This window comes from Roseivivax sediminis (assembly GCF_900112685.1).
Classification (GTDB): Bacteria; Pseudomonadota; Alphaproteobacteria; order Rhodobacterales; family Rhodobacteraceae; genus Roseivivax; species Roseivivax sediminis.
Genome location: NZ_FOMS01000007.1, coordinates 240,701 through 259,179 on the forward strand (window position 1 = coordinate 240,701; position 18,479 = coordinate 259,179).

Annotated in this window: 21 protein-coding genes, 1 tRNA gene and 1 pseudogene; 10 read left to right on the plus strand and 13 right to left on the minus strand. The window is 67.8% G+C overall.

Annotation, left to right across the window (positions count from 1 at the left end; translation table 11 throughout):
• Positions 1–23 precede the first annotated feature (23 nt).
• Complete coding sequence (locus F3H57_RS12955; RefSeq protein WP_149756332.1) at positions 24–299, minus strand: GlsB/YeaQ/YmgE family stress response membrane protein; 276 nt, start codon at positions 297–299, stop codon at positions 24–26.
• Positions 300–491: 192 nt separating this feature from the next.
• On the opposite strand from F3H57_RS12955, the gene ytfQ reads away from it, so the two are divergent.
• The 6 genes from ytfQ to F3H57_RS12985 all read left to right on the plus strand — a co-directional run bounded on the left by ytfQ (position 492) and on the right by F3H57_RS12985 (position 6,580).
• Positions 492–1,439, plus strand: a complete 948-nt coding sequence (ytfQ, locus tag F3H57_RS12960; RefSeq protein ID WP_149756333.1) for a galactofuranose ABC transporter, galactofuranose-binding protein YtfQ — start codon at positions 492–494, stop codon at positions 1,437–1,439.
• Between the two features lie 105 nt (positions 1,440–1,544).
• Positions 1,545–3,062 (plus strand): sugar ABC transporter ATP-binding protein, encoded by a 1,518-nt coding sequence (locus F3H57_RS12965; protein ID WP_149756334.1) that lies wholly within the window; start codon positions 1,545–1,547, stop codon positions 3,060–3,062.
• Positions 3,062–4,087 carry an ABC transporter permease gene (locus F3H57_RS12970; RefSeq protein WP_149756335.1) on the plus strand — a complete coding sequence of 342 codons (1,026 nt, stop codon included), beginning with the start codon at positions 3,062–3,064 and terminating at the stop codon, positions 4,085–4,087. The genes F3H57_RS12965 and F3H57_RS12970 overlap by 1 nt, the downstream gene beginning before the upstream one ends.
• Positions 4,084–5,061: a galactofuranose ABC transporter, permease protein YjfF gene (gene yjfF, locus F3H57_RS12975; RefSeq protein ID WP_149756336.1), complete on the plus strand. Its 978-nt coding sequence runs from the start codon at positions 4,084–4,086 to the stop codon at positions 5,059–5,061. Before F3H57_RS12970 ends, yjfF begins: the two co-directional genes overlap by 4 nt.
• A complete protein-coding gene (locus F3H57_RS12980; protein ID WP_149756337.1) occupies positions 5,058–5,807 on the plus strand; it encodes a FadR/GntR family transcriptional regulator in 750 nt (249 codons plus the stop codon). Before yjfF ends, F3H57_RS12980 begins: the two co-directional genes overlap by 4 nt.
• A 155-nt stretch (positions 5,808–5,962) precedes the next feature.
• Positions 5,963–6,580 (plus strand): thiamine phosphate synthase, encoded by a 618-nt coding sequence (locus F3H57_RS12985; protein ID WP_149756338.1) that lies wholly within the window; start codon positions 5,963–5,965, stop codon positions 6,578–6,580.
• A 2-nt stretch (positions 6,581–6,582) separates the two neighbouring features.
• On the opposite strand, the gene F3H57_RS12990 is transcribed toward F3H57_RS12985, so the two are convergent.
• The 3 genes from F3H57_RS12990 to F3H57_RS13000 all read right to left on the minus strand — a co-directional run bounded on the left by F3H57_RS12990 (position 6,583) and on the right by F3H57_RS13000 (position 8,464).
• On the minus strand, positions 6,583–7,407 hold the full coding sequence (locus tag F3H57_RS12990) for a lysophospholipid acyltransferase family protein (protein WP_149756339.1): 825 nt from the start codon (positions 7,405–7,407) through the stop codon (positions 6,583–6,585).
• Entirely contained in the window at positions 7,404–8,165 is a 762-nt protein-coding gene (locus tag F3H57_RS12995; RefSeq protein ID WP_149756364.1) for a GNAT family N-acetyltransferase, read from the minus strand. Before F3H57_RS12995 ends, F3H57_RS12990 begins: the two co-directional genes overlap by 4 nt.
• A gap of 119 nt (positions 8,166–8,284) precedes the next feature.
• Complete coding sequence (locus tag F3H57_RS13000; protein ID WP_149756340.1) at positions 8,285–8,464, minus strand: DUF3553 domain-containing protein; 180 nt, start codon at positions 8,462–8,464, stop codon at positions 8,285–8,287.
• Between the two features lie 44 nt (positions 8,465–8,508).
• Between F3H57_RS13000 and F3H57_RS13005 the strand changes: the two genes are divergently transcribed.
• Positions 8,509–9,111 (plus strand): histidine phosphotransferase family protein, encoded by a 603-nt coding sequence (locus F3H57_RS13005; protein WP_149756341.1) that lies wholly within the window; start codon positions 8,509–8,511, stop codon positions 9,109–9,111.
• Between the two features lie 5 nt (positions 9,112–9,116).
• Here F3H57_RS13005 and F3H57_RS13010 read toward each other — a convergent pair whose 3' ends face one another.
• The 8 genes from F3H57_RS13010 to F3H57_RS13045 all read right to left on the minus strand — a co-directional run bounded on the left by F3H57_RS13010 (position 9,117) and on the right by F3H57_RS13045 (position 16,378).
• On the minus strand, positions 9,117–10,382 hold the full coding sequence (locus F3H57_RS13010; RefSeq protein WP_149756342.1) for a glutamate-5-semialdehyde dehydrogenase: 1,266 nt from the start codon (positions 10,380–10,382) through the stop codon (positions 9,117–9,119).
• Positions 10,383–10,419: 37 nt separating this feature from the next.
• Positions 10,420–11,526, minus strand: a complete 1,107-nt coding sequence (proB, locus tag F3H57_RS13015) for a glutamate 5-kinase (protein WP_149756343.1) — start codon at positions 11,524–11,526, stop codon at positions 10,420–10,422.
• On the minus strand, positions 11,514–12,560 hold the full coding sequence (obgE, locus tag F3H57_RS13020; RefSeq protein ID WP_149756344.1) for a GTPase ObgE: 1,047 nt from the start codon (positions 12,558–12,560) through the stop codon (positions 11,514–11,516). Before obgE ends, proB begins: the two co-directional genes overlap by 13 nt.
• Complete coding sequence (locus F3H57_RS13025) at positions 12,557–13,636, minus strand: GNAT family N-acetyltransferase (protein WP_149756345.1); 1,080 nt, start codon at positions 13,634–13,636, stop codon at positions 12,557–12,559. The genes obgE and F3H57_RS13025 overlap by 4 nt, the downstream gene beginning before the upstream one ends.
• Before the next feature lie 68 nt (positions 13,637–13,704).
• Complete coding sequence (locus F3H57_RS13030; RefSeq protein ID WP_149756346.1) at positions 13,705–14,241, minus strand: GNAT family N-acetyltransferase; 537 nt, start codon at positions 14,239–14,241, stop codon at positions 13,705–13,707.
• A 159-nt stretch (positions 14,242–14,400) separates the two neighbouring features.
• On the minus strand, positions 14,401–14,670 hold the full coding sequence (gene rpmA / locus F3H57_RS13035) for a 50S ribosomal protein L27 (protein ID WP_149756347.1): 270 nt from the start codon (positions 14,668–14,670) through the stop codon (positions 14,401–14,403).
• Positions 14,671–14,684: 14 nt separating this feature from the next.
• Positions 14,685–15,371: a 50S ribosomal protein L21 gene (locus tag F3H57_RS13040; protein ID WP_149756365.1), complete on the minus strand. Its 687-nt coding sequence runs from the start codon at positions 15,369–15,371 to the stop codon at positions 14,685–14,687.
• 203 nt (positions 15,372–15,574) lie between these two features.
• Positions 15,575–16,378 carry a DUF2059 domain-containing protein gene (locus F3H57_RS13045; protein ID WP_149756348.1) on the minus strand — a complete coding sequence of 268 codons (804 nt, stop codon included), beginning with the start codon at positions 16,376–16,378 and terminating at the stop codon, positions 15,575–15,577.
• A gap of 152 nt (positions 16,379–16,530) precedes the next feature.
• On the opposite strand from F3H57_RS13045, the gene F3H57_RS13050 reads away from it, so the two are divergent.
• From F3H57_RS13050 to F3H57_RS22975, 3 genes and pseudogenes are all read left to right on the plus strand, one after another.
• A tRNA-Ser gene (locus F3H57_RS13050) sits at positions 16,531–16,620 on the plus strand.
• A 429-nt stretch (positions 16,621–17,049) separates the two neighbouring features.
• Positions 17,050–17,583: pseudogene (locus tag F3H57_RS13055) on the plus strand (DUF5131 family protein).
• Positions 17,513–17,761, plus strand: coding sequence for a DUF5131 family protein (locus F3H57_RS22975; protein ID WP_394349831.1), 249 nt, complete (start codon positions 17,513–17,515; stop codon positions 17,759–17,761). Before F3H57_RS13055 ends, F3H57_RS22975 begins: the two are co-directional and overlap by 71 nt.
• 292 nt (positions 17,762–18,053) lie before the next feature.
• Here the strand turns inward: F3H57_RS22975 and F3H57_RS13060 are convergent.
• A partial coding sequence (locus tag F3H57_RS13060; RefSeq protein ID WP_149756349.1) for an integrase core domain-containing protein occupies positions 18,054–18,479 on the minus strand: 426 nt, incomplete at its 5' end.

Below are 18,479 nucleotides of genomic sequence, written 5' to 3' on the forward strand. Positions count from 1 at the left end.
GCCGCCCAGTGCACCGCGGCGGTCTAGCTTCGCCCGGTCAGCGCCCGCACGATCGCAAGCACGACGATCGCGCCGACCGCGGCCACCACCATCAGCAGCAAGAGGCCCCCGGCCGCCAGCACGCCGATCCCGACGGCGGCGAGGATGAACGGCGTGGCCACCGCCGCGATCACGCCGATCGCGAGGTAGAGCGGCATGTTGCGCCCGGCGATCCGCCCGGCAAGGTAACCTGCGGCGAGCCCGATCAGCACCAGAAGAACCAGTGCCACCACGCCGATCGCGTCGAGAAGTGCTTCCATCTTCGGGGTCCTTACACCGTATCTGTCACGGCTCTTGTGGCAGGTGAAACGCCGGGCGTCCATTGCCCGCGGCGCCTTTCCCCATGGTCCTGCCCGCTGTCCAGCCATGCACCCGGCGAAATCCGAGATTGACAATAAGTCATACTGTATGACTACGCTGCGTCAGCCCTCGGGCGAATTCGGGAGGAAATCATGATCAAGACGTTATTGGCGACCGCCGCGGCGGTCTCTCTGGGTGCGGCCGCCCAGGCCCAGACCATCGGCTTTTCGCAAATCGGATCGGAATCGGGCTGGCGCGCGGCCGAGACCACGCTGACGCGTCAGCAGGCAGAGGAACGCGGCATCGACCTGCGTTTCTCGGACGCCCAGCAGCGGCAGGAAAACCAGATCGCGGCGATCCGGTCCTTCATCGCGCAGGGCGTCGATGCCATCCTGCTCGCCCCCGTCGTGGCGACCGGGTGGGACTCGGTGCTCGAGGAAGCCCAGGAAGCCGAGATCCCGGTGGTGCTGCTCGACCGGCAGGTGGACAGCTCTGAGGATCTGTACCTGACGGCCGTCGGCTCCGACCTCGTGCACGAGGGCGAGGTCGCGGGACAGTGGCTGGTGGATACGGTCGGGGACGACGAATGCCGCGTGGTTGAGCTTCAGGGCACCACCGGATCCTCTCCGGCGATCGACCGCAAGACCGGGTTCGAAAACGCCATCGAGGGCCACGACAACATCGAGATCGTGCGCAGCCAGACCGGCGATTTCACCCGCACCGGCGGCAAGGAAGTCATGGAGAGCTTCCTGCAGGCCGAAGGCGGCGGCGGCGAGATCTGCGCGCTCTACGCCCATAACGACGACATGGCGATCGGCGCGATTCAGGCCATGAAAGAAGCCGGCGTGAACCCCGGCGAGGACGTGCTCGTCGTGTCCATCGACGCGGTGCCGGACATCTTCCAGGCGATGGCCAACGGCGACGCCAACGCGACCGTGGAGCTGACGCCGAACATGGCCGGTCCGGCCTTCGACGCGCTCGAGGCGTACATGGAGGACGGCACCGAGCCGGAGAAGTTCATCCAGACCGAGTCGAAGCTCTACACCCAAGACGACGATCCGATGGCCGAATACGAGGCCCGCAAGGATCTCGGCTACTGATCCGGTGATCGCAAAGGCCGGGGCGGCACCCCTGCCCCGGCTTCTTCGCGGTCCGTGCCCGCCGCCGCGGCCGGTCCGGACCGCGCCCTGTTTCGGAGGGGCGCCATGCTTCTGACCATCCGGTCCCTGACCAAGACGTTTCCGGGCACCCGCGCGCTCGACGCCGTCGATTTCGATCTGCGCGCCGGAGAGGTCCACGCGCTCCTGGGCGAGAACGGTGCCGGCAAGTCGACGCTGATCAAGTGCCTGACCGGCGCCTACCAGCGCGACGAGGGCGAGCTGCACCTGGACGGCGCGCCGATTTCGCCGGCCAGCACGCAAGAGGCGCAGGCACTCGGCATCGGCACCGTCTACCAGGAGGTGAACCTGCTTCCGAACCTGTCGGTGGCGGAGAACCTGACCTTCGGCCGCCAGCCGACCCGCTTCGGCATGATCGACCAGCGCGCCATGCGCCACCAGGCGGAGGAACTGCTCTCGGGATACGGGCTCGGCGTCGACGTGCGCCGCGATCTCGGCAGCTACTCGGTGGCGGTGCAGCAGCTCGTCGCCATCGCGCGGGCGGTGGCGCTGTCGGGCAAGGTGCTGATCCTCGACGAGCCGACGGCGAGCCTCGATGCGCGCGAGACGGCGATGCTGTTCGACGTGATGCGCGGGCTGCGCGACCGGGGCCTCGGAATCGTCTTCATCTCGCACTTCCTCGACCAGGTCTACGAGGTCGCGGACCGCGCGACCGTCCTGCGCAACGGCCAGCGCATCGTCACCGAGGAGACCGCGCGCCTCGACCGGCTGCGCCTGATCGAACACATGCTGGGCCACGAACTGGAAGAGCAGACGACCGAAGGCGCGCGCCACGCGGCGCAGCCCGCCGCGCCGGATGAGCGCGCGCTGCACTTCGATGGCTTCGGCCGGCGCGGAAAGATCGAGCCGTTCGATCTGTCGATCGGCCGCGGCGAGGTCGTGGGCCTCGCCGGTCTTCTGGGCGCGGGCCGGACTGAGACCGCCGAAGTCCTGTTCGGCGTGCATCCCGCGCAATCCGGCACGGCGCGGGCACCCGAAGGACCGCTGGACCTCGGCAATCCGCGCGCGGCCATTGCCGCCGGCTTCGGCTTCGCGCCCGAGGACCGCAAGACCGACGGCATCGTCGCCGACCTGTCGGTGCGCGAGAACATCGCGCTGGCACTGCAGGCGCGGCGCGGCTGGGCACGCCCCCTGCCCCGCGCAGAGCAGAACCGCCTCGCCGAGCACTACATCCAGCGGCTCGATATCCGCACCTCGGACGCCGAGAAGGCGGTCGGGGACCTGTCGGGCGGCAACCAGCAGAAGGTGGTGCTGGCCCGCTGGCTGGCGATGAACCCGCGGTTCTTCATCCTCGACGAGCCGACGCGCGGCATCGACGTCGGCGCCCACGCGGAAATCCTGCGCCTGATCGAGGAGGTCACAGAGGACGGCATGTCGATCCTGGTCATTTCCTCGGAGCTCGAGGAGCTCGTGGCGGTGGCGGACCGGGTGATCGTCGTGCGGGACCGGCGCCACGTCGCGGAACTGACCGGCACGGAGATCGCCACCGACCGGATCGTGCGCGCCATTGCCGCGCCCGACGCCAAAGCCGGGGAGGCCGCCTGATGCCGCAAGCGATCCGACGCGTCCTGCCGCAGCTTCTGACCCTTCTGGCGGTGATCCTGCTGGTCTCCGCCTTCTTTCCGGGGTTCCTGCAGGTCGACTACGAACGCGGGCGCCTTGTCGGGCCGATCATCGACGTGATCAAGCGCGGCGCGCCCGTGGCGCTTCTGGCCGTGGGTATGACGCTGGTGATCGCCACGCGGGGCATCGACCTGTCGGTCGGCGCGACCATGGCCATCTGCGGTGCCTGCGCCGCCTGGGCGATCTCGAGCGGATACGGCCTGATCCCGGCCCTCGCCGTGGCGCTGGCCGCCGGGCTTCTGGCCGGTCTCTGGAACGGCACCCTCGTCGCCGTCTTCGGCATCCAGCCGATCGTCGCGACGCTGATCCTGATGACAGCCGGACGCGGCGTCGCGCAGCTCATCACCGAGGGCCGCATCCTGACCTTCACCCATGACGGATTCGCCTTCTTCGGCTCCGGCGCGATCCTCGGCCTGCCGGCGCCGGCGGTGATCTGGGTCCTCGCCGCGATCCTCTTCACGCTGCTGGTGCGGCGCACGGCGCTTGGCCTGCTGATCGAATCCATCGGCATCAACCGCCGCGCCAGCACGCTTGCCGGCATCAACAGCCGCGTCCTGCTGATCGCGGTCTACATGGCGTCGGGCTTCTGCGCCGCCTGGGCCGGCATCATCGCCACCGCCGACATCCGCGGCGCGGACGCCAACAATTCCGGCCTCTGGCTCGAACTCGACGCGATCCTTGCCGTGGTGATCGGAGGCAATTCGCTGCTGGGCGGGCGGTTTTCCATCGCCGCGTCGGTCCTCGGAGCGATGATCATCCAGGCCATCGACACCGGCATCCTGCTGGCCGGCTTCCCGTCGGAGTTCAACCTCGTCATCAAGGCGGCACTGGTTCTGGTGATCCTCGTCCTGCAATCGCCGAGCCTCGCGCCCCGGATGGCGCGGGCCGCCCGGCGCCGACGGGGAACGCCTGTCGGACGCACCGCCGCAAGGGAGGCCGGAGAATGACCGCGCGCAGCCTGCCGCTTTTCGCGACCATCGCGATCTTCCTGCTGGCCTACCTCGTCTGCTACCTGCAGTTTCCCGCGATGCTGTCGACGCGGGTGATCGGCAACTTGTTGACCGACAACGCCTATCTGGGGATCACCGCGGTCGGCATGACCATCGTGATCCTGTCGGGCGGGATCGACCTGTCGGTCGGATCCGTGATCGCCTTCGCCGGCGTCTTCATCGCCGTTATGCTGCGCGACACCGGGCTGCACCCTCTCGTGGTCTTCACGCTGCTCCTGGCGATCACCACGGCCTTCGGCGCGGCGATGGGCGGGCTGATCCACGTGCTGGCCATGCCGCCCTTCATCGTGACGCTGGCAGGCATGTTCCTGGCCCGCGGCGCCGGCTACATGATCTCGGTCGATTCCGTGCCCATCGACCATCCGTTCTACGACGTGCTGAAAGATGCCTATTACCTGATGCCCGGCAAGGGGCGGCTGACGCTGATCGGTGTGGTGATGCTGCTGTCGGTGGGTGCCGGCATGGTGATTGCCCACCGCACGCGGTTCGGCACCAACGTCTTCGCGCTCGGCGGCGGGGTACAGACCGCGCGGCTGATGGGCGTGGACGTGGGACGCACGACGATCCTGATCTACGCCTTCTCGGGATTCATGGCGGGGCTTTCGGGCGTCGTGTTTTCGATCTACACGGCCTCGGGCTATCCGCTCGCCATGGTGGGGACGGAGCTCAACGCCATCGCCGCGGTGGTAATCGGCGGCACGATCCTCACCGGCGGGGCGGGATACGTCTTCGGAACACTCGTCGGGGTGCTGACCATGGGGCTGATCCAGACCTATATCGTCTTCGACGGCTCGCTCTCGAGCTGGTGGACGAAGATCGTGATCGGGGCATTGCTGCTGTTGTTCATTCTCCTGCAAAAGGGGCTCTTGCGCCTCAACGCGCGCCGGCAGGCCGCACGGTCGATGGCATGACGGACCTCCTGCGCACGGCCCTCGACGGCGGCGGGGTGCGCAACTCGCACGCGCTGGTGGTCGAGGGGTTGGGGCACGGCATGGTCGCGGGCCAGTACCCCGAGGGCAGCCTGCTGCCTAACGACGAGGAGCTTGCAAAGACCTTCGGCGTGTCGCGCACGGTGCTGCGCGAGGCGATGAAGACACTCGCCGCCAAGGGCATGATCGAGCCCCGCAGCCGCGTCGGCACCCGCGTGAAGCCGCGGCGGGCCTGGAACCTGTTCGACCAGCAGGTGCTGGCCTGGCATCTCGACGGCGACGTGAGCCCCGATTTCCTGGCCCAGCTCTTCGAGATGCGGCTCTCTTTCGAGCCCTTCGCCGCCGGCCTCGCGGCCGAGCGTGCGGGGCCGGAGGCGCTCGCTGCACTCTACGCGCAATGCGACGCGATGGCCGAGGCGAAAGACGAACGGGCCTTCGCCCTCGCCGACCTGGAATTTCACCGCTGCGTGCACGAGGCCGCGGCGAACGCCTTCTTCCACACGGTCATCACGCTGATCGAGGCCGCGATGCTCGTGGCCTTGCGCCTCAGTTCTCCCGCTGCGGATCCCGGCAGCAAGGCCGGATCGGCCCAGCGGCACCGCGACATCGCCGACGTCATCGCCGCCGGCAAGCGGCGTGAAGCCGAGATGGCGATGGCCGCAGTGATCGAGGAAGGCTGGGACCGGATTTCGCGCAATCCCGTCCGAAGCGCGCGAAGCTCGACCTGATCGGGATGAAGCGCCTTTCGCCGGACCTCCACCGGAGCCCGCGGATCGGCCCGGCGTAGCGCAGAGGCCCAACCGGCGCCGGCACCGTGCGGCGGCCGCTTTCCAATCCCGGGCAGCTTCGTTATCACCGCGCAAATTCCTGCCGGAGCGTCCCAATGGCCCAGACAGAAGAGCCGCAACTCTACCTGCTCACCCCGCCCGCCTTCGACCTCGGCACCTTTCCCGACCGTCTGGCGCGCGTGCTCGACGCCGCGCCTATCGCGTGCCTGCGGCTTTCGCTCGCGACGCGCGACGAGGACACCATCCTGCGTGCCGCCGACGCGATCCGCGACGTCGCCCATGCGCGCGACGTCGCGCTCGTCATCGACACGCACGTGGTGCTGGCCGAGCGGCTCGGGCTCGACGGCGTGCACCTGCCGGACGGGGCCCGATCGGTGCGTGCGGCGCGCAAGGCGCTCGGCGCCGACGCCATCGTCGGCAGCCATTGCGGCACCTCTCGCCATGCCGGCATGAACGCGGGGGAGGCCGGCGCGGACTACGTCGCTTTCGGCCCCGTCTCCGGCGCGCTCGGCGACGGCAGCACGGCAGAGCCGGAGCTCTTTGCCTGGTGGAGCGAGATGATCGAGCTGCCGGTCGTCGCCGAAGGCGGGCTCGACGCCGAGCACATCCGCAGCCTTGCGCCCGTGACCGACTTCTTCGCCCTGGGCGAGGAGATCTGGCAGGAAGAGGACGCCGCCGCCGCACTGGGCGATCTGATCGCCGCGATGCGCTAGGATCACATCTGCGACGGCGCGTGATCGTCGCGCACGATCGTTTCGAGCCGGTGGGCCAGCGTCTTCCGGTTGGGCACTTCGTCCACTGGCACCGTTTCGTGGAACAGCACATCGACGCTGCCGTGCCGCCGCATCGCCAGGACCTCCAGCAGGTTCGCACCGAACGACATGTCGCCCCACCAGCCATAGGCATCGTGGGGCGCGCCCTCGGGCGGACGATAGCTCACCGTGACGGGCTGGATCTCCGCGACGTGGCGCAGGCCGTCGGCGAAGAAGGCCTGGAACAGCGTCGTCTTGAACGGGAGCACGCGGCAGCCGTCGGTCGATGTGCCCTCGGGAAAGAACAGCAGGTGCTGGCCCGCGGTGATGCGCTCCTCGATCAGGGCGGTCTGCATCGCCGCCTCGCGCGCCTCGCGCCGGATGAACAGCGTTCCGGTCGCCCGCGCCAGCCAGCCGATTCCGGGCCAGCCCGCCACCTCCGCCTTGGACACGAAGACGACGTTGGCCGAGGCATTCAGCACGAAGATGTCGAGCCACGAGGAATGGTTGGCCACCATCGCGCCGATCCCCGTCATCGGCGCTCCGCGTCGCCGCAGCCGCAGGCCGAGGATCGCCACGGCCCCGGTGCAGACGCCCCGCGTGATCCATGGCGTGACCGGCCGGTGCGGCCCGCAGAGCGGCCGCTCCACCAGTCGTACCATAAGCAGCACGCCAAGCCCGCCGAAGACCAGCAGAGCCATCGGGATGCCGCGCGCCAGCGCGCGGAGCCAGCCGCCCGCGCCCGGTCGCACCGGGGGCCGGTCGGGCACCCCGCGCCAGGTGCTCACGACCGGTCTCTGCCGTAGATCTCGCGGCCACGGGCGCTCAGCCGCCCGGTATCCATCACGAGGCACACGTCCACGGTGTTGAAAGCATGGTCGACGAAGGCGCCCTCGCCCACCACGCCGCCGAGCCGCAGATACGCCTTGATCAGCGCCGGCGTCTCGAGCACGGCGCGGCGGCGGTCGGTCTCGGCTTCCGACAGAAGGTCCATCGGCTGGAAGCAGTGGGAGCGTACGCGCAGCTCCGGCGGCGCGAGGTGGCGGTGGTGCAGGTTCGACAGCGGATGGGAGAGCGCCGCCACGTCGGTGCCGTGAAAGCTCGCCACTCCGAAGAGGATGTCGATGCGGTGCTGCGTGACGTAGTCCGCGAGCGCCTGCCAGAGCGCCATCATCCCCGCCCCGCCGCGATAGTCGCGATGCAGGCAGGAGCGCCCGAGCTCCAGCAGCCGCTTGCCGGACGCGCGCAGCGGCGCGAGGTCGTATTCGTCATCGCAGTAGAAGCGGCCGAACGCCTCCGCCTGCTCGCCCCGGATCAGTCGATAGACCCCGACGACCGCGTCGCCACGGGCCTCGTCGATCAACAGCAGGTGATCGGCCGGGGCGTCGAAGCCGTCGGCCTCAAGCCGCGCGGCGTGGTCGACGCCCTCGCCGCCGCCGCCCAGTTCCGCGACGAAGACCTCGTAGCGCAGGGCTTGCGCGGCCCGCAGATCCGCCTCGGTCTCGGCCAGGCGCACGGCGAAGACGGGAGCGGTGCTGACGTTCATCGGGTCTCGGCTGGTCTGGGACGCGGTCACGCCACGGCTCTTAGGCATGCGGCGGCGCTTTTGCAAACCGATCCGGCGGCCGGGATCTTAACCCTTGCGTAACCATGAGCCGCTAGCGTCTACTCGAAGACGGGAAGGAGGGTTACGCGTTTGCCATCGATCACGACCTTGCCTTCCTCGCGGAAGTTCACGGTAATCCGGCCGCCGATGTTGGATTGTACCTGCCCCGTGCCCCAATCCGGCCGTTCGGGGTGCTGGACGAGCATTCCCGGCTCCAGCATCGCATTGAGGTCGTCCATGCGTACTCCTTTCGCCCGACGCGCGGGCTGGTCCGGGGGCGCCGATGTCGGAGTCTAACGCCGATCTGGCGCAGTTGATAGGCTCGCGCATCTGCCACGATCTGATCTCTCCGGTCGGGGCGATCAACAACGGGGTGGAGCTTCTGTCGATGACCGCCGGGATGCCGCCCGACCCCGAGGAAATGTCGTTGATCGAGACCTCGGCGCGCGCGGCGGCGGCGCGGATCAAGCTGTTCCGCATCGCCTTCGGTGCGGCGGGTACCGAGGAAGCGGTGCGCCGGTCCGAGATGCGTGCGATCCTCACCGACGTCACCGCCGACAAGCGGCTCGACGTGGACCTGTCGCTCGACGGCGACCCGCCCCGGACGGAGGCGCAGCTGGGCCTTCTGGCGTTGCTCTGCGTCGACGCCGCCCTGACTCACGGCGGCCTCGTGCAGGCAAGCTGGCAATCCGGGCGCTGGCACCTCACGACCGAGGCCGAACCCCGCAAATACGCACCCGGCCTCTGGTCGATCCTGACGGACGGGGCCGCAGAGGACGTCACCCCGGCCGAGGTACAGTTCCGGCTGCTGGCAGACCGCGCGGCCGAAATGGGCCGCGCGATCACGGTGGAAGATGGAGAGACCGCCCTGACGCTGACGGTCTGAACGGCTCAGGCCCGCGTCGTTCCGTCCCCCTCGACGAGGTATTTGAAGCTCGTCAGCTGCTCTGCCCCGACAGGCCCGCGCGCGTGCATCTTGCCCGTCGCGATGCCGATCTCCGCGCCCATGCCGAACTCCCCGCCATCGGCGAACTGGGTGGAGGCGTTGCGCATCAGGATCGCGCTGTCCAGCCGCTCGAAGAAACGCGCGGCGGCCGCGTCATCCTCGGTGACGATGCACTCGGTGTGGCTGGAGCCGTAGGTTCGGATATGCCCGATCGCGGCGTCGATGTCGTCCACCACCCGCGCCGCGATGATCATGTCGAGATATTCGCGGCCCCAATCGTCGTCCGCCGCCGCCTGCACGCCCTCGATCGCCTGCAAAGTGGCGTCGCCGCGCACTTCCACCCCGGCATCGATCAGCGCGCGCACCACGCCCTGCCCGATGGTGTCGAGCGCGTCGCGATGGATCAGCAGGCATTCGGCCGCGCCGCAGATGCCGGTGCGCCGGGTCTTGGCGTTCATCACCACGTCGAGCGCCTTCACGGGATCGGCAGCCGCGTCGAGGTAGATGTGCACGATCCCCTCGAGATGGGCAAAGACAGGCACCCGCGCCTCGCGCTGAACAAGACTCACGAGCCCCTTGCCGCCGCGCGGAACGATTACGTCGATATGCTGTGTCATGGTCAGCATCTCGGAAACCGCGGCGCGGTCGCGCGTCGGAACGAGCTGGATCGCATCCTCGGGCAGCCCGGCCGATTTCAGACCCTCCACCAGGCACTTGTGGATCGCACTTGAGGTATGGAAGCTCTCCGACCCGCCGCGCAGGATCACCGCGTTTCCGGACTTGAGGCACAGCGCCCCGGCATCGGCGGTCACGTTCGGGCGGCTTTCGTAGATCACGCCAACGACGCCGAGCGGCGTGCGCACGCGGCGGATGTGCAGACCCGTGGGCCGATCCCATTCGGCGATGGTCGCCCCCACCGGATCGTCCTGCGCCGCGACGGCACGCAGGCTGTCGCAGATTCCGGCGATACGGCTGCCATCGAGCGTCAACCGGTCGATCATCGCATCGGACAGGCCCTTGTCGCGCGCGAAGGCAAGATCCTGCGCGTTGGCCTCCAGCACTTCAGCCTCATGCGCAGCGAGCGCATCCGCCGCCGCTTCGAGCGCGGCGCGCTTGACCTCGGCTGGGGCGAAGGCGAGGTCCGCCGCCGCCGCACGGGCGCGCCGACCGAGTTCATGCATCACCGAAGGAATATCGCTCAAGTCATTCATGTCGTTCGCCTTTTGGCTGATGCGGTCACGGGCGCACTCAGGTCGCCATGTCGTCGCGATGTACTAGCACGGCGCGGCCGGCATAGCCTAGCACTTCCTCGATCTCGACAGATCGGCGCCCTGCAATCGCGCGCGCCTCCGCCGCCGTATAGCGCGCCAGTCCCTGGCCGAGGGCGCGACCCGACGCATCGCGGATCGCCACCGGATCGCCGCGCCCGAACGTGCCCTCCACCCGCGCAAGGCCGGCCGGCAAGAGCGACTTGCCCTGACCCAGAGCCTCCGCCGCACCGGCATCGACGGTGAGCGTGCCGCGCGGCTTCATCGCGGAGATCCAGCGCTTGCGCGCTGCCTGCGGATCGAGCCCCGGCGTGAACCAGGTCGCCGGCGCTCCGTTTTCCAGCGACGTCAAAGGGTTGAGTCGCGAACCTTCAGTGATGCACAAGGCGCAGCCGGCCGCCGTGGCGGTCTTGGCCGCCATCAGCTTGGTCTTCATGCCGCCCTTCGACAGGCCAGAGCCGGCATCGCCGGCCATCGCCTCGATCTCGGGCGTGATCGTCTCGATCACGTCAAAGCGGTGTGCTGCCGGGTCCTGCGCCGGATTGGCCGAGTAGAAGCCGTCCACGTCCGACAGCAGAACGAGTTGATCGGCCCCGACCGTCACGGCCACCTGCGCGGCGAGCCGGTCGTTGTCGCCGTAGCGGATCTCGTCGGTGGCGACGGTGTCGTTCTCGTTCACGATCGGTACCACGCCGAGCCCCAAGAGCGTACCGAGCGTCGCGCGGGAATTGAGGTAGCGGCGACGGTCGGCGCTGTCCTCCAACGTCACCAGCACTTGCGCGGTGGTGATGCCGTGTGGCGCGAGGTGTTCCTCCCACGCGCGGGCGAGCCGGATCTGCCCCACTGCCGCGGCGGCCTGGCTCTGCTCCAGCGAGAGCTCTGCCGCGCCGAGGCCGAGCACCCCGCGTCCCAGCGCGATGGAGCCCGAGGAGACAAGCACCACGTCGGTGCCCCGCGCCCGCAGCCGCGCCACGTCGGCGGCCATGGAGGCGAGCCAGTCGGCGCGCAGCTCACCGGTCAGGCGGTCCACCAGGAGCGCCGAGCCGATCTTCGCGACAAGCCGTTTCGCCTCGCTCAGGGCTGCCATGGCGCCTCGCCTTCGTCCTCCCCGCCTTCTTCGGCACGGCGGCGCAGGCGGGTGTCGTCGATGAGCGTGCGCAGCTCGCGCAGCACGTCCGTCAGCCCCTCTTTCGAGACGCCGGACATCAGGTGGACCGGTCCGGCGACCGCCTCCAGTTCCTCTCGCAGGAAGGCGCGCTCCTCGTCGTCGAGCGCATCGATCTTGTTCAGCACGGTCACGCGCGGCTTGTCGGCGAGACCTTCACCATATGTCTCGATCTCGTGCACGATGGTCCGGTAATCCTCGATCAACGTCCCGGACGTACCGTCGACGAGGTGCAGAAGCGCCGCGCAGCGCTCCACGTGGCCGAGGAAAAGATCACCAAGGCCGCGCCCCTCGGACGCCCCCTCGATCAGGCCGGGGATGTCGGCGACGACAAATTCCACGTCGTCCACGCCCACGACACCCAGGTTGGGGTGCAGTGTGGTGAAGGGGTAATCGGCCACCTTGGGCCGCGCGTTCGACGTGGCCGCGAGGAAGGTGGTCTTCCCCGCGTTCGGCAGGCCCAGAAGGCCCACATCCGCGATCAGCTTGAGCCGCAGCCAGATCGTGCGCTCAACCCCGGGCTGGCCCGGATTGGCGCGGCGCGGCGCCTGGTTGGTTGCGGACTTGAAGCGCAGGTTGCCCCAACCGCCATTGCCGCCCTCGGCCAGGCAGATGCGTTCGCCCAGAGTCGAGAGGTCGGCGATCAGCGTCTCGCCGTCCTCGTCGAGGATCTCGGTGCCCACGGGCACGCGCAGGACGATGTCGTCGCCCCCCGCCCCGGTCTTCTGGGAGCCCATGCCGTGCTGGCCGTTCTTGGCAAAGAAATGCTGCTGGTAACGGAAGTCGATGAGCGTGTTGAGCCCGTCCACCGCCTCGACCCAGACCGATCCGCCGGCGCCGCCGTCACCGCCATCCGGGCCGCCGTATTCGATGTACTTCTCGCGCCGGAACGACACGGAGCCGGCGCCGCCCGAGCCCGAGCGGATGTAGACCTTGGCCAGGTCGAGAAACTTCATGGCGTGGACCCCGCGAAATCGTCGCGGCTCAGGCGATAGAGGGTATTGGGCGCAGGCTCAAGTCGGGCGCGGCTGGTGCCTGTCCCGCTGCCGCTGACGCGGAAGCCCAATTTCGACAGGACCCGGCCCGAGGCGGGATTGTCGTCGAAATGGTCGGCGACGATCTCGGCCAGCCCGAAGCGCGAAAAGACCCAGGCCAGCAGGGTGCGGACCGCCTCGGTCGCGTAGCCCTGCCCTGCGACATCGGCGGACAGCATGTAGTGCAGCGTCGCCCCCTGTGCGAGGCCGACGGAGCCGATGAGCCGCCCCTCCGTATCCTCGATGGCAAAGCGGAACTGCGGCGTGCCGCGCCAACGCCCGCCCTCGATCCATTTCCGCGCCTCGGTCTCGGGCCAGGGCACGCTCATCGACAGCATCATCGGAGCGACCGCCGGATCGCCGCCGATCCGCGCAAGCGCTGCCGCGTCGTCCGGCCAGAGCGGACGCAGCAGCAGCCGCTTTGACCGCAGGTGGACCGGGTTGAGCGCGTGCCATTGTTCGGGTGCCAGCAGCATCCGGTGGAGCGTGACCGTCCCGAAGGATCGGGTTTCTTTCGCAACCGGCCGGCCGTAATAGGAAAAGCCGAGCTTGCGCAGGACACGGCCGGAGCGGTTATTGCCCTCGAAATGCCCGGATATCAGCGGCTCTGCTCCCGGATGTCGGAAGTGCCAGTCGACAACCGCACGAGCGGCCTCGCTCATGTAGCCGCGGCCCCAGTGATCGCGGCCGAGCCAGTAGCCGAATTCGTCCTCGAGCCCGATGACACCGGCCAAGGCCCCCGCACCCGGACAGATCGCCCAGACCTTCCAGGTCGAACTTCCGCGCTCGAGCGACAGGAATTGGCGCGCGTCCTCGAGGGTGTAGGGAAACGGCACATTGGTCATCCAGCGCGCGACCTGCGGGTCGGAAAGAGCGCGGGCAATTGCCTCGGCGTCGCTGTCGTAGAGCGGCCGCAGGTGCAGGCGCTCTGTCGTCAGCGCGGGCGCACGGGAGCGCGCGAAACCCGGGGGTGGCGGCGCTGCTACGATCTGTTGCATCGGGGACTCCCGAAAGAAGGTCGGCCCAGGCAGGCTAACCGCGTCTCGCGCGTCGGCAAGACGAGTGGTCAAAGCCGCTTGAGATAGGTCCAGGTCGGTACGATGGCGCCGCGGGCGACCGATTTCGCCTCGGCATCGCCGATATATTCGAACCCGGCATTCAGGAGCACCCGCGCAGAGGCCGGATTATCCTGAAAGACCGATCCGAAGATCGTGCAATTGCCCAGCGGGTTGGCCGTGACCAGAGCGCGCACCGCGTCGGAGGCAAGGCCGGTGTTCCAAGACCCCGGTTCCACCCAGTAGCCGATCTCGGACTGGCCGCGGCCCATGTCCTCGAGCGTGATGAGTCCGGCAAGGGGTGCGCCGCCACTGCGGCGCGCGTCCATGGCCCAGACCTCTTCGGTACGGTCGGGGGCGTGCGCCCGGTCGTAACAGGCCTCTGCAGTACCCGGGGGCAGCGGGTGTGGAAGGATGGTCGTCATGCACGCCACGCGGCAATCGCCGGCGAAGCGCGTGATCCAGGGAATGTCGGTCAGCGCCAGCGGCCGCAGGTCGAGCTTCTCACCCGGTATCCATGCCGCGATCCGTGCCTCGTCGAGGCTCATGGCCCCCTCCCTTACAAAATATGCCCGATGCGCCCCTGCTCGCGCCGATATATGTCCAAGATGACACGCGTGTGGCGCGGCGTTTCTATATCCCTCAAATGCAAGAGAGGGCCGGTGCGACACCGGCCCTCCCGTTCCTGTGGAACCGTTAGGATCCGGTTATTCTGCGGCCTCCACCGCCGGCAGCACCGAGATGAAGGTGCGGCCCTTGAGGCCCTTGTGGAAGGTCACGGCGCCCTGCTCGGTCGCAAAGATCGTGTGATCCTTGCCCATGCCGACGCCCTGACCCGGCCAGAAACGCGTGCCGCGCTGACGCACGATGATGTTGCCGGGCGCGGCCGCCTGACCGCCATAAAGCTTGACGCCAAGGCGGCGCCCGGCAGAGTCGCGACCGTTGCGGGACGAACCGCCTGCTTTCTTGTGTGCCATGGGTCCTTAACTCCTTACTTGCCCGCCAGTTCCTTGGCCTGTTCGATCCAGCCCTCGCGCTCGATCCGGCCCTTGAACGACAGTTTCTCTCCGAATTCCTCGATCTCGGCATCGCCCCAGGCCGCGATCTGCGCGAAGGAGGTGATGCCGGCCTCGTGCAGCTTCTTCTCGAGCGCCGGGCCGACGCCCGACAGCTTCTTGAGATCGTCCGCCGCGCCCGGCGCTACGCCGGCCTCGGTCACCGGCTTCTCCTCGGCCGCGTTCCCGGCGACTCGAGCGGCCATCTCCGACTGCTCGTCGCGGTTGGTGGCGTGAACCTCGTGGCCGAGGCCCGGAACGCCGGCCGCGCCCGCGCCGAGCGCCGCCTTCACGCCGGTCTTGTCGCCGCCGGAGGCAAGGATGTCGGTCACGCGAATCATCGTCAGCTGCTGACGGTGACCCTTGGTGCGCTGCGAGCTGTGCTTGCGGCGGCGCTTGACGAAGTTGATGACCTTGTCGCCCTTCACCTGGTCGACAATCTCCGCCTGCACGGCGGCGCCGTCGACGAAGGGCGTGCCGACCGTCAGGTCATCGCCGCCGAGCATCAGGATCTCGTTGAACTGGACGGTCTCGCCGGCGTCGGCCGCGATCTTCTCCACGCGGAGGGTATCGCCGGACTTCACCTTGTACTGCTTGCCGCCGGTCTTCATCACCGCGAACATCTGTCTCTTCCTTGTCACTCTCGCGTCCTGCGGCCCCCGGGATCCGGGTGTTGCCGGGGCCTTGCCCCGCCTTCGGACAGCGCGCCCCGGATCGGGGCGTCGATGCGTTGCAAAAAGTTCCATGCCCCGGGCACACCTGCCCCCGGGTCCACGGATGCGCGCTTATGCTTGCATGACCCGGCCCTGTCAAGCTCCGAACGGGGCTAGAGCTCGGTTCCCGACATCTCCCGCGCCGCCGCGAGGCCGAGCGCATACGAGATCTCGTTGTACATCGCGTTGAAGCCTTCGAAGAGCGTGCGGTTGACCGCCTCGCCGGCCGCGGATTCGCTGAGATCAATGTAGCGGTCGAGCTCGGCGTCTGTCAGCGGCTCGTAGGCCAGCATGAGATAGGCATGCAGCCATTCGGTGGTGTCCGCCCGGGTCTCCGGCTCCTGCGCCCAGACATCGCGCAGGATGTCCTCCTCGGGGATGTCCATGGCGCCGCCGGCGGCGAGACCGTTGTAGAAGGCAAGGCTGGCGTTCAGCGCCCCGCTCACGTTCTGCTCCACGAGGTCGCCCGAGGCCACGAAGCGCTCGATCTGGCCGAGGCGCGCATCGTCCGTGCCCTCGACCTCGCGGTAGCTCTCGCGCGCAGCCTCTTCTGCCGCCGGGTCGATCATCGTCTCGCGCGCCTCGATCTCGAGCGTGACGACGCGCGCGCCGAGTTCGCTTTCGAAAAAGGCAATCAGCGGCTCGATCTCGGACTGATCGAGTCCTTCATCGAAGGCCGAGCGCACGATCCGGCCCATCCGGTCGGTGTCGTAGATCCGCTCTGCCGTCTCGGTCCAGCCGGAGCCGGAGAGTTGCATGTCCCCGGCCAGGGTGTCGGTGTAGGCGAGCCCCTCCTCGCGCATCACCTCGACGACCCGCTCCACGCCGAGGGCGTCGAGCAATGTGTCGACGGGCGCTGCGGACGCGGGCAAGGCGGCAAGGGCGAAAGGCAAGACAAGAGTGAGACGCGGCAGCATGGCGGACCTCTGCGGTGCAGTATTGCCGTATTTACCTAGCCCCCCGACCCTGCCGGCTCAAGCGCGCGCTGCGGCGGGTGCATTTTTCGCTGCGAGCCGGGTTGCGCGCCCCTCCGCCGCACGTTACATCCCCGCGACACGACGATCCCCGCGGAGAGGTGCCGGAGTGGTCGAACGGGGCGGTCTCGAAAACCGTTGACCCTTCACGGGGTCCCAGGGTTCGAATCCCTGTCTCTCCGCCACTTACCCTCGCGAAAGCGTTCTCCCGATCCGGCTGCGGCTGGATTTTTGGGTTGTTTTCGAGGGTTATGCGGGAGGGGCTGTTAACCGGCCCACGCCCCGAAGGGCGCACACGCGTTCTCTCCGGGCCGATATTCTCCGGACCTGTTAACCGCCGCGCTTCCGGTGAACAGCTTTAAGTCATTGCTTTCAAGCGATCTTTCGAAGCCCGTGATGCACGCGATTTGGAAAATCCATCTGGATGGCGGATGGAACATAGATCGAACGCCGCCCGTTGCGCCGCGGTTCGGCTGCAGCTGGGACCAATCTCACCCCAGCCGCTGTTCGTGCTTTGTGCTGAGTCAGCCGCGTGTTACCGTTGTGAAAAAGTGTGAGGCGAGCAGTTGGCCCAGAAGTCAGACATCGAATGGACGGACGCGACGTGGAACCCGGTGACGGGCTGCACCAAGGTCGGTCCCGGTTGTGACAACTGCTACGCCAAGCGGTTCGCAGAGCGCTGGCGTGGGATCCCTGGACACCCCTACGAGCAGGGCTTTGACCTGACACTCTGGCCGTCGAGGCTGAAGCAGCCCGTGCTCTGGAAAAAGCCGCGGATGATCTTCGTGAACTCGATGAGCGACCTCTTCCACAAGGACATCGACCGTACATTCATCGACGCGGTGTTCGACGCCATGGAGCAGGCGGACTGGCACGTCTACCAGGTGCTGACCAAGCGCAGCTCGCTCATGCGCAACTACGTTCGGAAGCGGTATGATGGAGGGCCGATCCCTCGGCACATCTGGCTCGGCGTTTCTGTCTAGGACGCCGCGCACGCGAGCCGGATCGAGCACCTGAAGCAGATCAATTCCGACGCGCGCTTTATCTCGTTCGAGCCGCTGCTCGGACCGGTCGGGGATGTCGATCTGCAGGGCGTCGCTTGGGCCATCGTCGGGGGGGGAGAGCGGGCCCCGGGCTCGGCCCAGTGACGAAAGCTGGGCCCGCCAGATCCGGGACATCTGCGAACGTGACGGCGTCGCTTTCTTCTTCAAACAGTGGGGTGGCGCCCGTCCGAAGTCGGGGGGGCGTCTGCTCGATGGTGAGGAATGGAACGGCTTTCCGTGGCAAATCGTCCCGAAGCCGATCCTCGATCAGATTTCAGCATGAACCATTTCGCACGGAGTACCGCCATCATTGAAGAAATCGCATGTTGAAAATACGGTTGGCCCATGGGCTCGGCAAAAGCTCGATGGCCTCGAGGCATATCTTCACGCTTACACCATCGCGCTGAAGAAACAGTCCTTCGAACTGGTCTACATCGACGCATTTGCCGGCGCGGGACGGTCAAGAATCCGCGACGCCTGGGCCGGTGCTGATGACGAAGACCTTCAGCTTCTTGATGACGAGTTCGTTCGGTCCGAGGAGCAGTTCTGTATCGACCCAGCGGAATCTGCTCAGGTTAAGCCGCTAATTCGAACGTCGCGGCGGGTGTCTTCATGCCGAGCGCCTGATGCGGTCGGCGGGTGTTGTAGAAAGCGATCCAGTAGCCGATGGCGCGGCTCGCGTGGGCGAGGCTCTCGAAGCGCTGCCGATGCACGCACTGCTCTTTCAGCGACCGGATCAGGCGCTCCATCATGCCGTTCTGCTGCGGACAATGCGGCGTGATGAACTCTTGGCGCAGGCCGTAGCTGCGGACCATCTTTGTGTAATCCCGGCTGGTGAAGACGAGCCCGTTGTCGCTGCGCAGGAGGAACTCCGTGTCGACGCGGCCGAGCGTGCCGAACCGGGTGATGAGCGCCTGTTCGAGCGCGGCGACCGGGGTCGACGCTTTCCCACTCTTGGACAGGTGCCAGCCGAGCAGCTCGCGCGTGTGACAGTCCATGAC

What these genes read in the sequence shown, in the direction of transcription:
- F3H57_RS12980 (WP_149756337.1), top strand. Translation starts at nt 5,058, where the DNA reads ATGACGGACCTCCTGCGCACGGCCCTCGACGGCGGCGGGGTGCGCAAC.
- F3H57_RS12965 (WP_149756334.1), top strand. Translation starts at nt 1,545, where the DNA reads ATGCTTCTGACCATCCGGTCCCTGACCAAGACGTTTCCGGGCACCCGC.
- proB (WP_149756343.1), bottom strand. Translation starts at nt 11,526, where the DNA reads ATGGCAGCCCTGAGCGAGGCGAAACGGCTTGTCGCGAAGATCGGCTCG.
- yjfF (WP_149756336.1), top strand. Translation starts at nt 4,084, where the DNA reads ATGACCGCGCGCAGCCTGCCGCTTTTCGCGACCATCGCGATCTTCCTG.
- F3H57_RS13040 (WP_149756365.1), bottom strand. Translation starts at nt 15,371, where the DNA reads ATGTTCGCGGTGATGAAGACCGGCGGCAAGCAGTACAAGGTGAAGTCC.
- F3H57_RS12985 (WP_149756338.1), top strand. Translation starts at nt 5,963, where the DNA reads ATGGCCCAGACAGAAGAGCCGCAACTCTACCTGCTCACCCCGCCCGCC.
- F3H57_RS13045 (WP_149756348.1), bottom strand. Translation starts at nt 16,378, where the DNA reads ATGCTGCCGCGTCTCACTCTTGTCTTGCCTTTCGCCCTTGCCGCCTTG.
- F3H57_RS13030 (WP_149756346.1), bottom strand. Translation starts at nt 14,241, where the DNA reads ATGAGCCTCGACGAGGCACGGATCGCGGCATGGATACCGGGTGAGAAG.
- rpmA (WP_149756347.1), bottom strand. Translation starts at nt 14,670, where the DNA reads ATGGCACACAAGAAAGCAGGCGGTTCGTCCCGCAACGGTCGCGACTCT.
- F3H57_RS12995 (WP_149756364.1), bottom strand. Translation starts at nt 8,165, where the DNA reads ATGAACGTCAGCACCGCTCCCGTCTTCGCCGTGCGCCTGGCCGAGACC.
- F3H57_RS12970 (WP_149756335.1), top strand. Translation starts at nt 3,062, where the DNA reads ATGCCGCAAGCGATCCGACGCGTCCTGCCGCAGCTTCTGACCCTTCTG.
- ytfQ (WP_149756333.1), top strand. Translation starts at nt 492, where the DNA reads ATGATCAAGACGTTATTGGCGACCGCCGCGGCGGTCTCTCTGGGTGCG.
- obgE (WP_149756344.1), bottom strand. Translation starts at nt 12,560, where the DNA reads ATGAAGTTTCTCGACCTGGCCAAGGTCTACATCCGCTCGGGCTCGGGC.
- F3H57_RS13005 (WP_149756341.1), top strand. Translation starts at nt 8,509, where the DNA reads ATGTCGGAGTCTAACGCCGATCTGGCGCAGTTGATAGGCTCGCGCATC.
- F3H57_RS13010 (WP_149756342.1), bottom strand. Translation starts at nt 10,382, where the DNA reads ATGAATGACTTGAGCGATATTCCTTCGGTGATGCATGAACTCGGTCGG.
- F3H57_RS12955 (WP_149756332.1), bottom strand. Translation starts at nt 299, where the DNA reads ATGGAAGCACTTCTCGACGCGATCGGCGTGGTGGCACTGGTTCTTCTG.
- F3H57_RS13000 (WP_149756340.1), bottom strand. Translation starts at nt 8,464, where the DNA reads ATGGACGACCTCAATGCGATGCTGGAGCCGGGAATGCTCGTCCAGCAC.
- F3H57_RS22975 (WP_394349831.1), top strand. Translation starts at nt 17,513, where the DNA reads ATGTCGATCTGCAGGGCGTCGCTTGGGCCATCGTCGGGGGGGGAGAGC.
- F3H57_RS13025 (WP_149756345.1), bottom strand. Translation starts at nt 13,636, where the DNA reads ATGCAACAGATCGTAGCAGCGCCGCCACCCCCGGGTTTCGCGCGCTCC.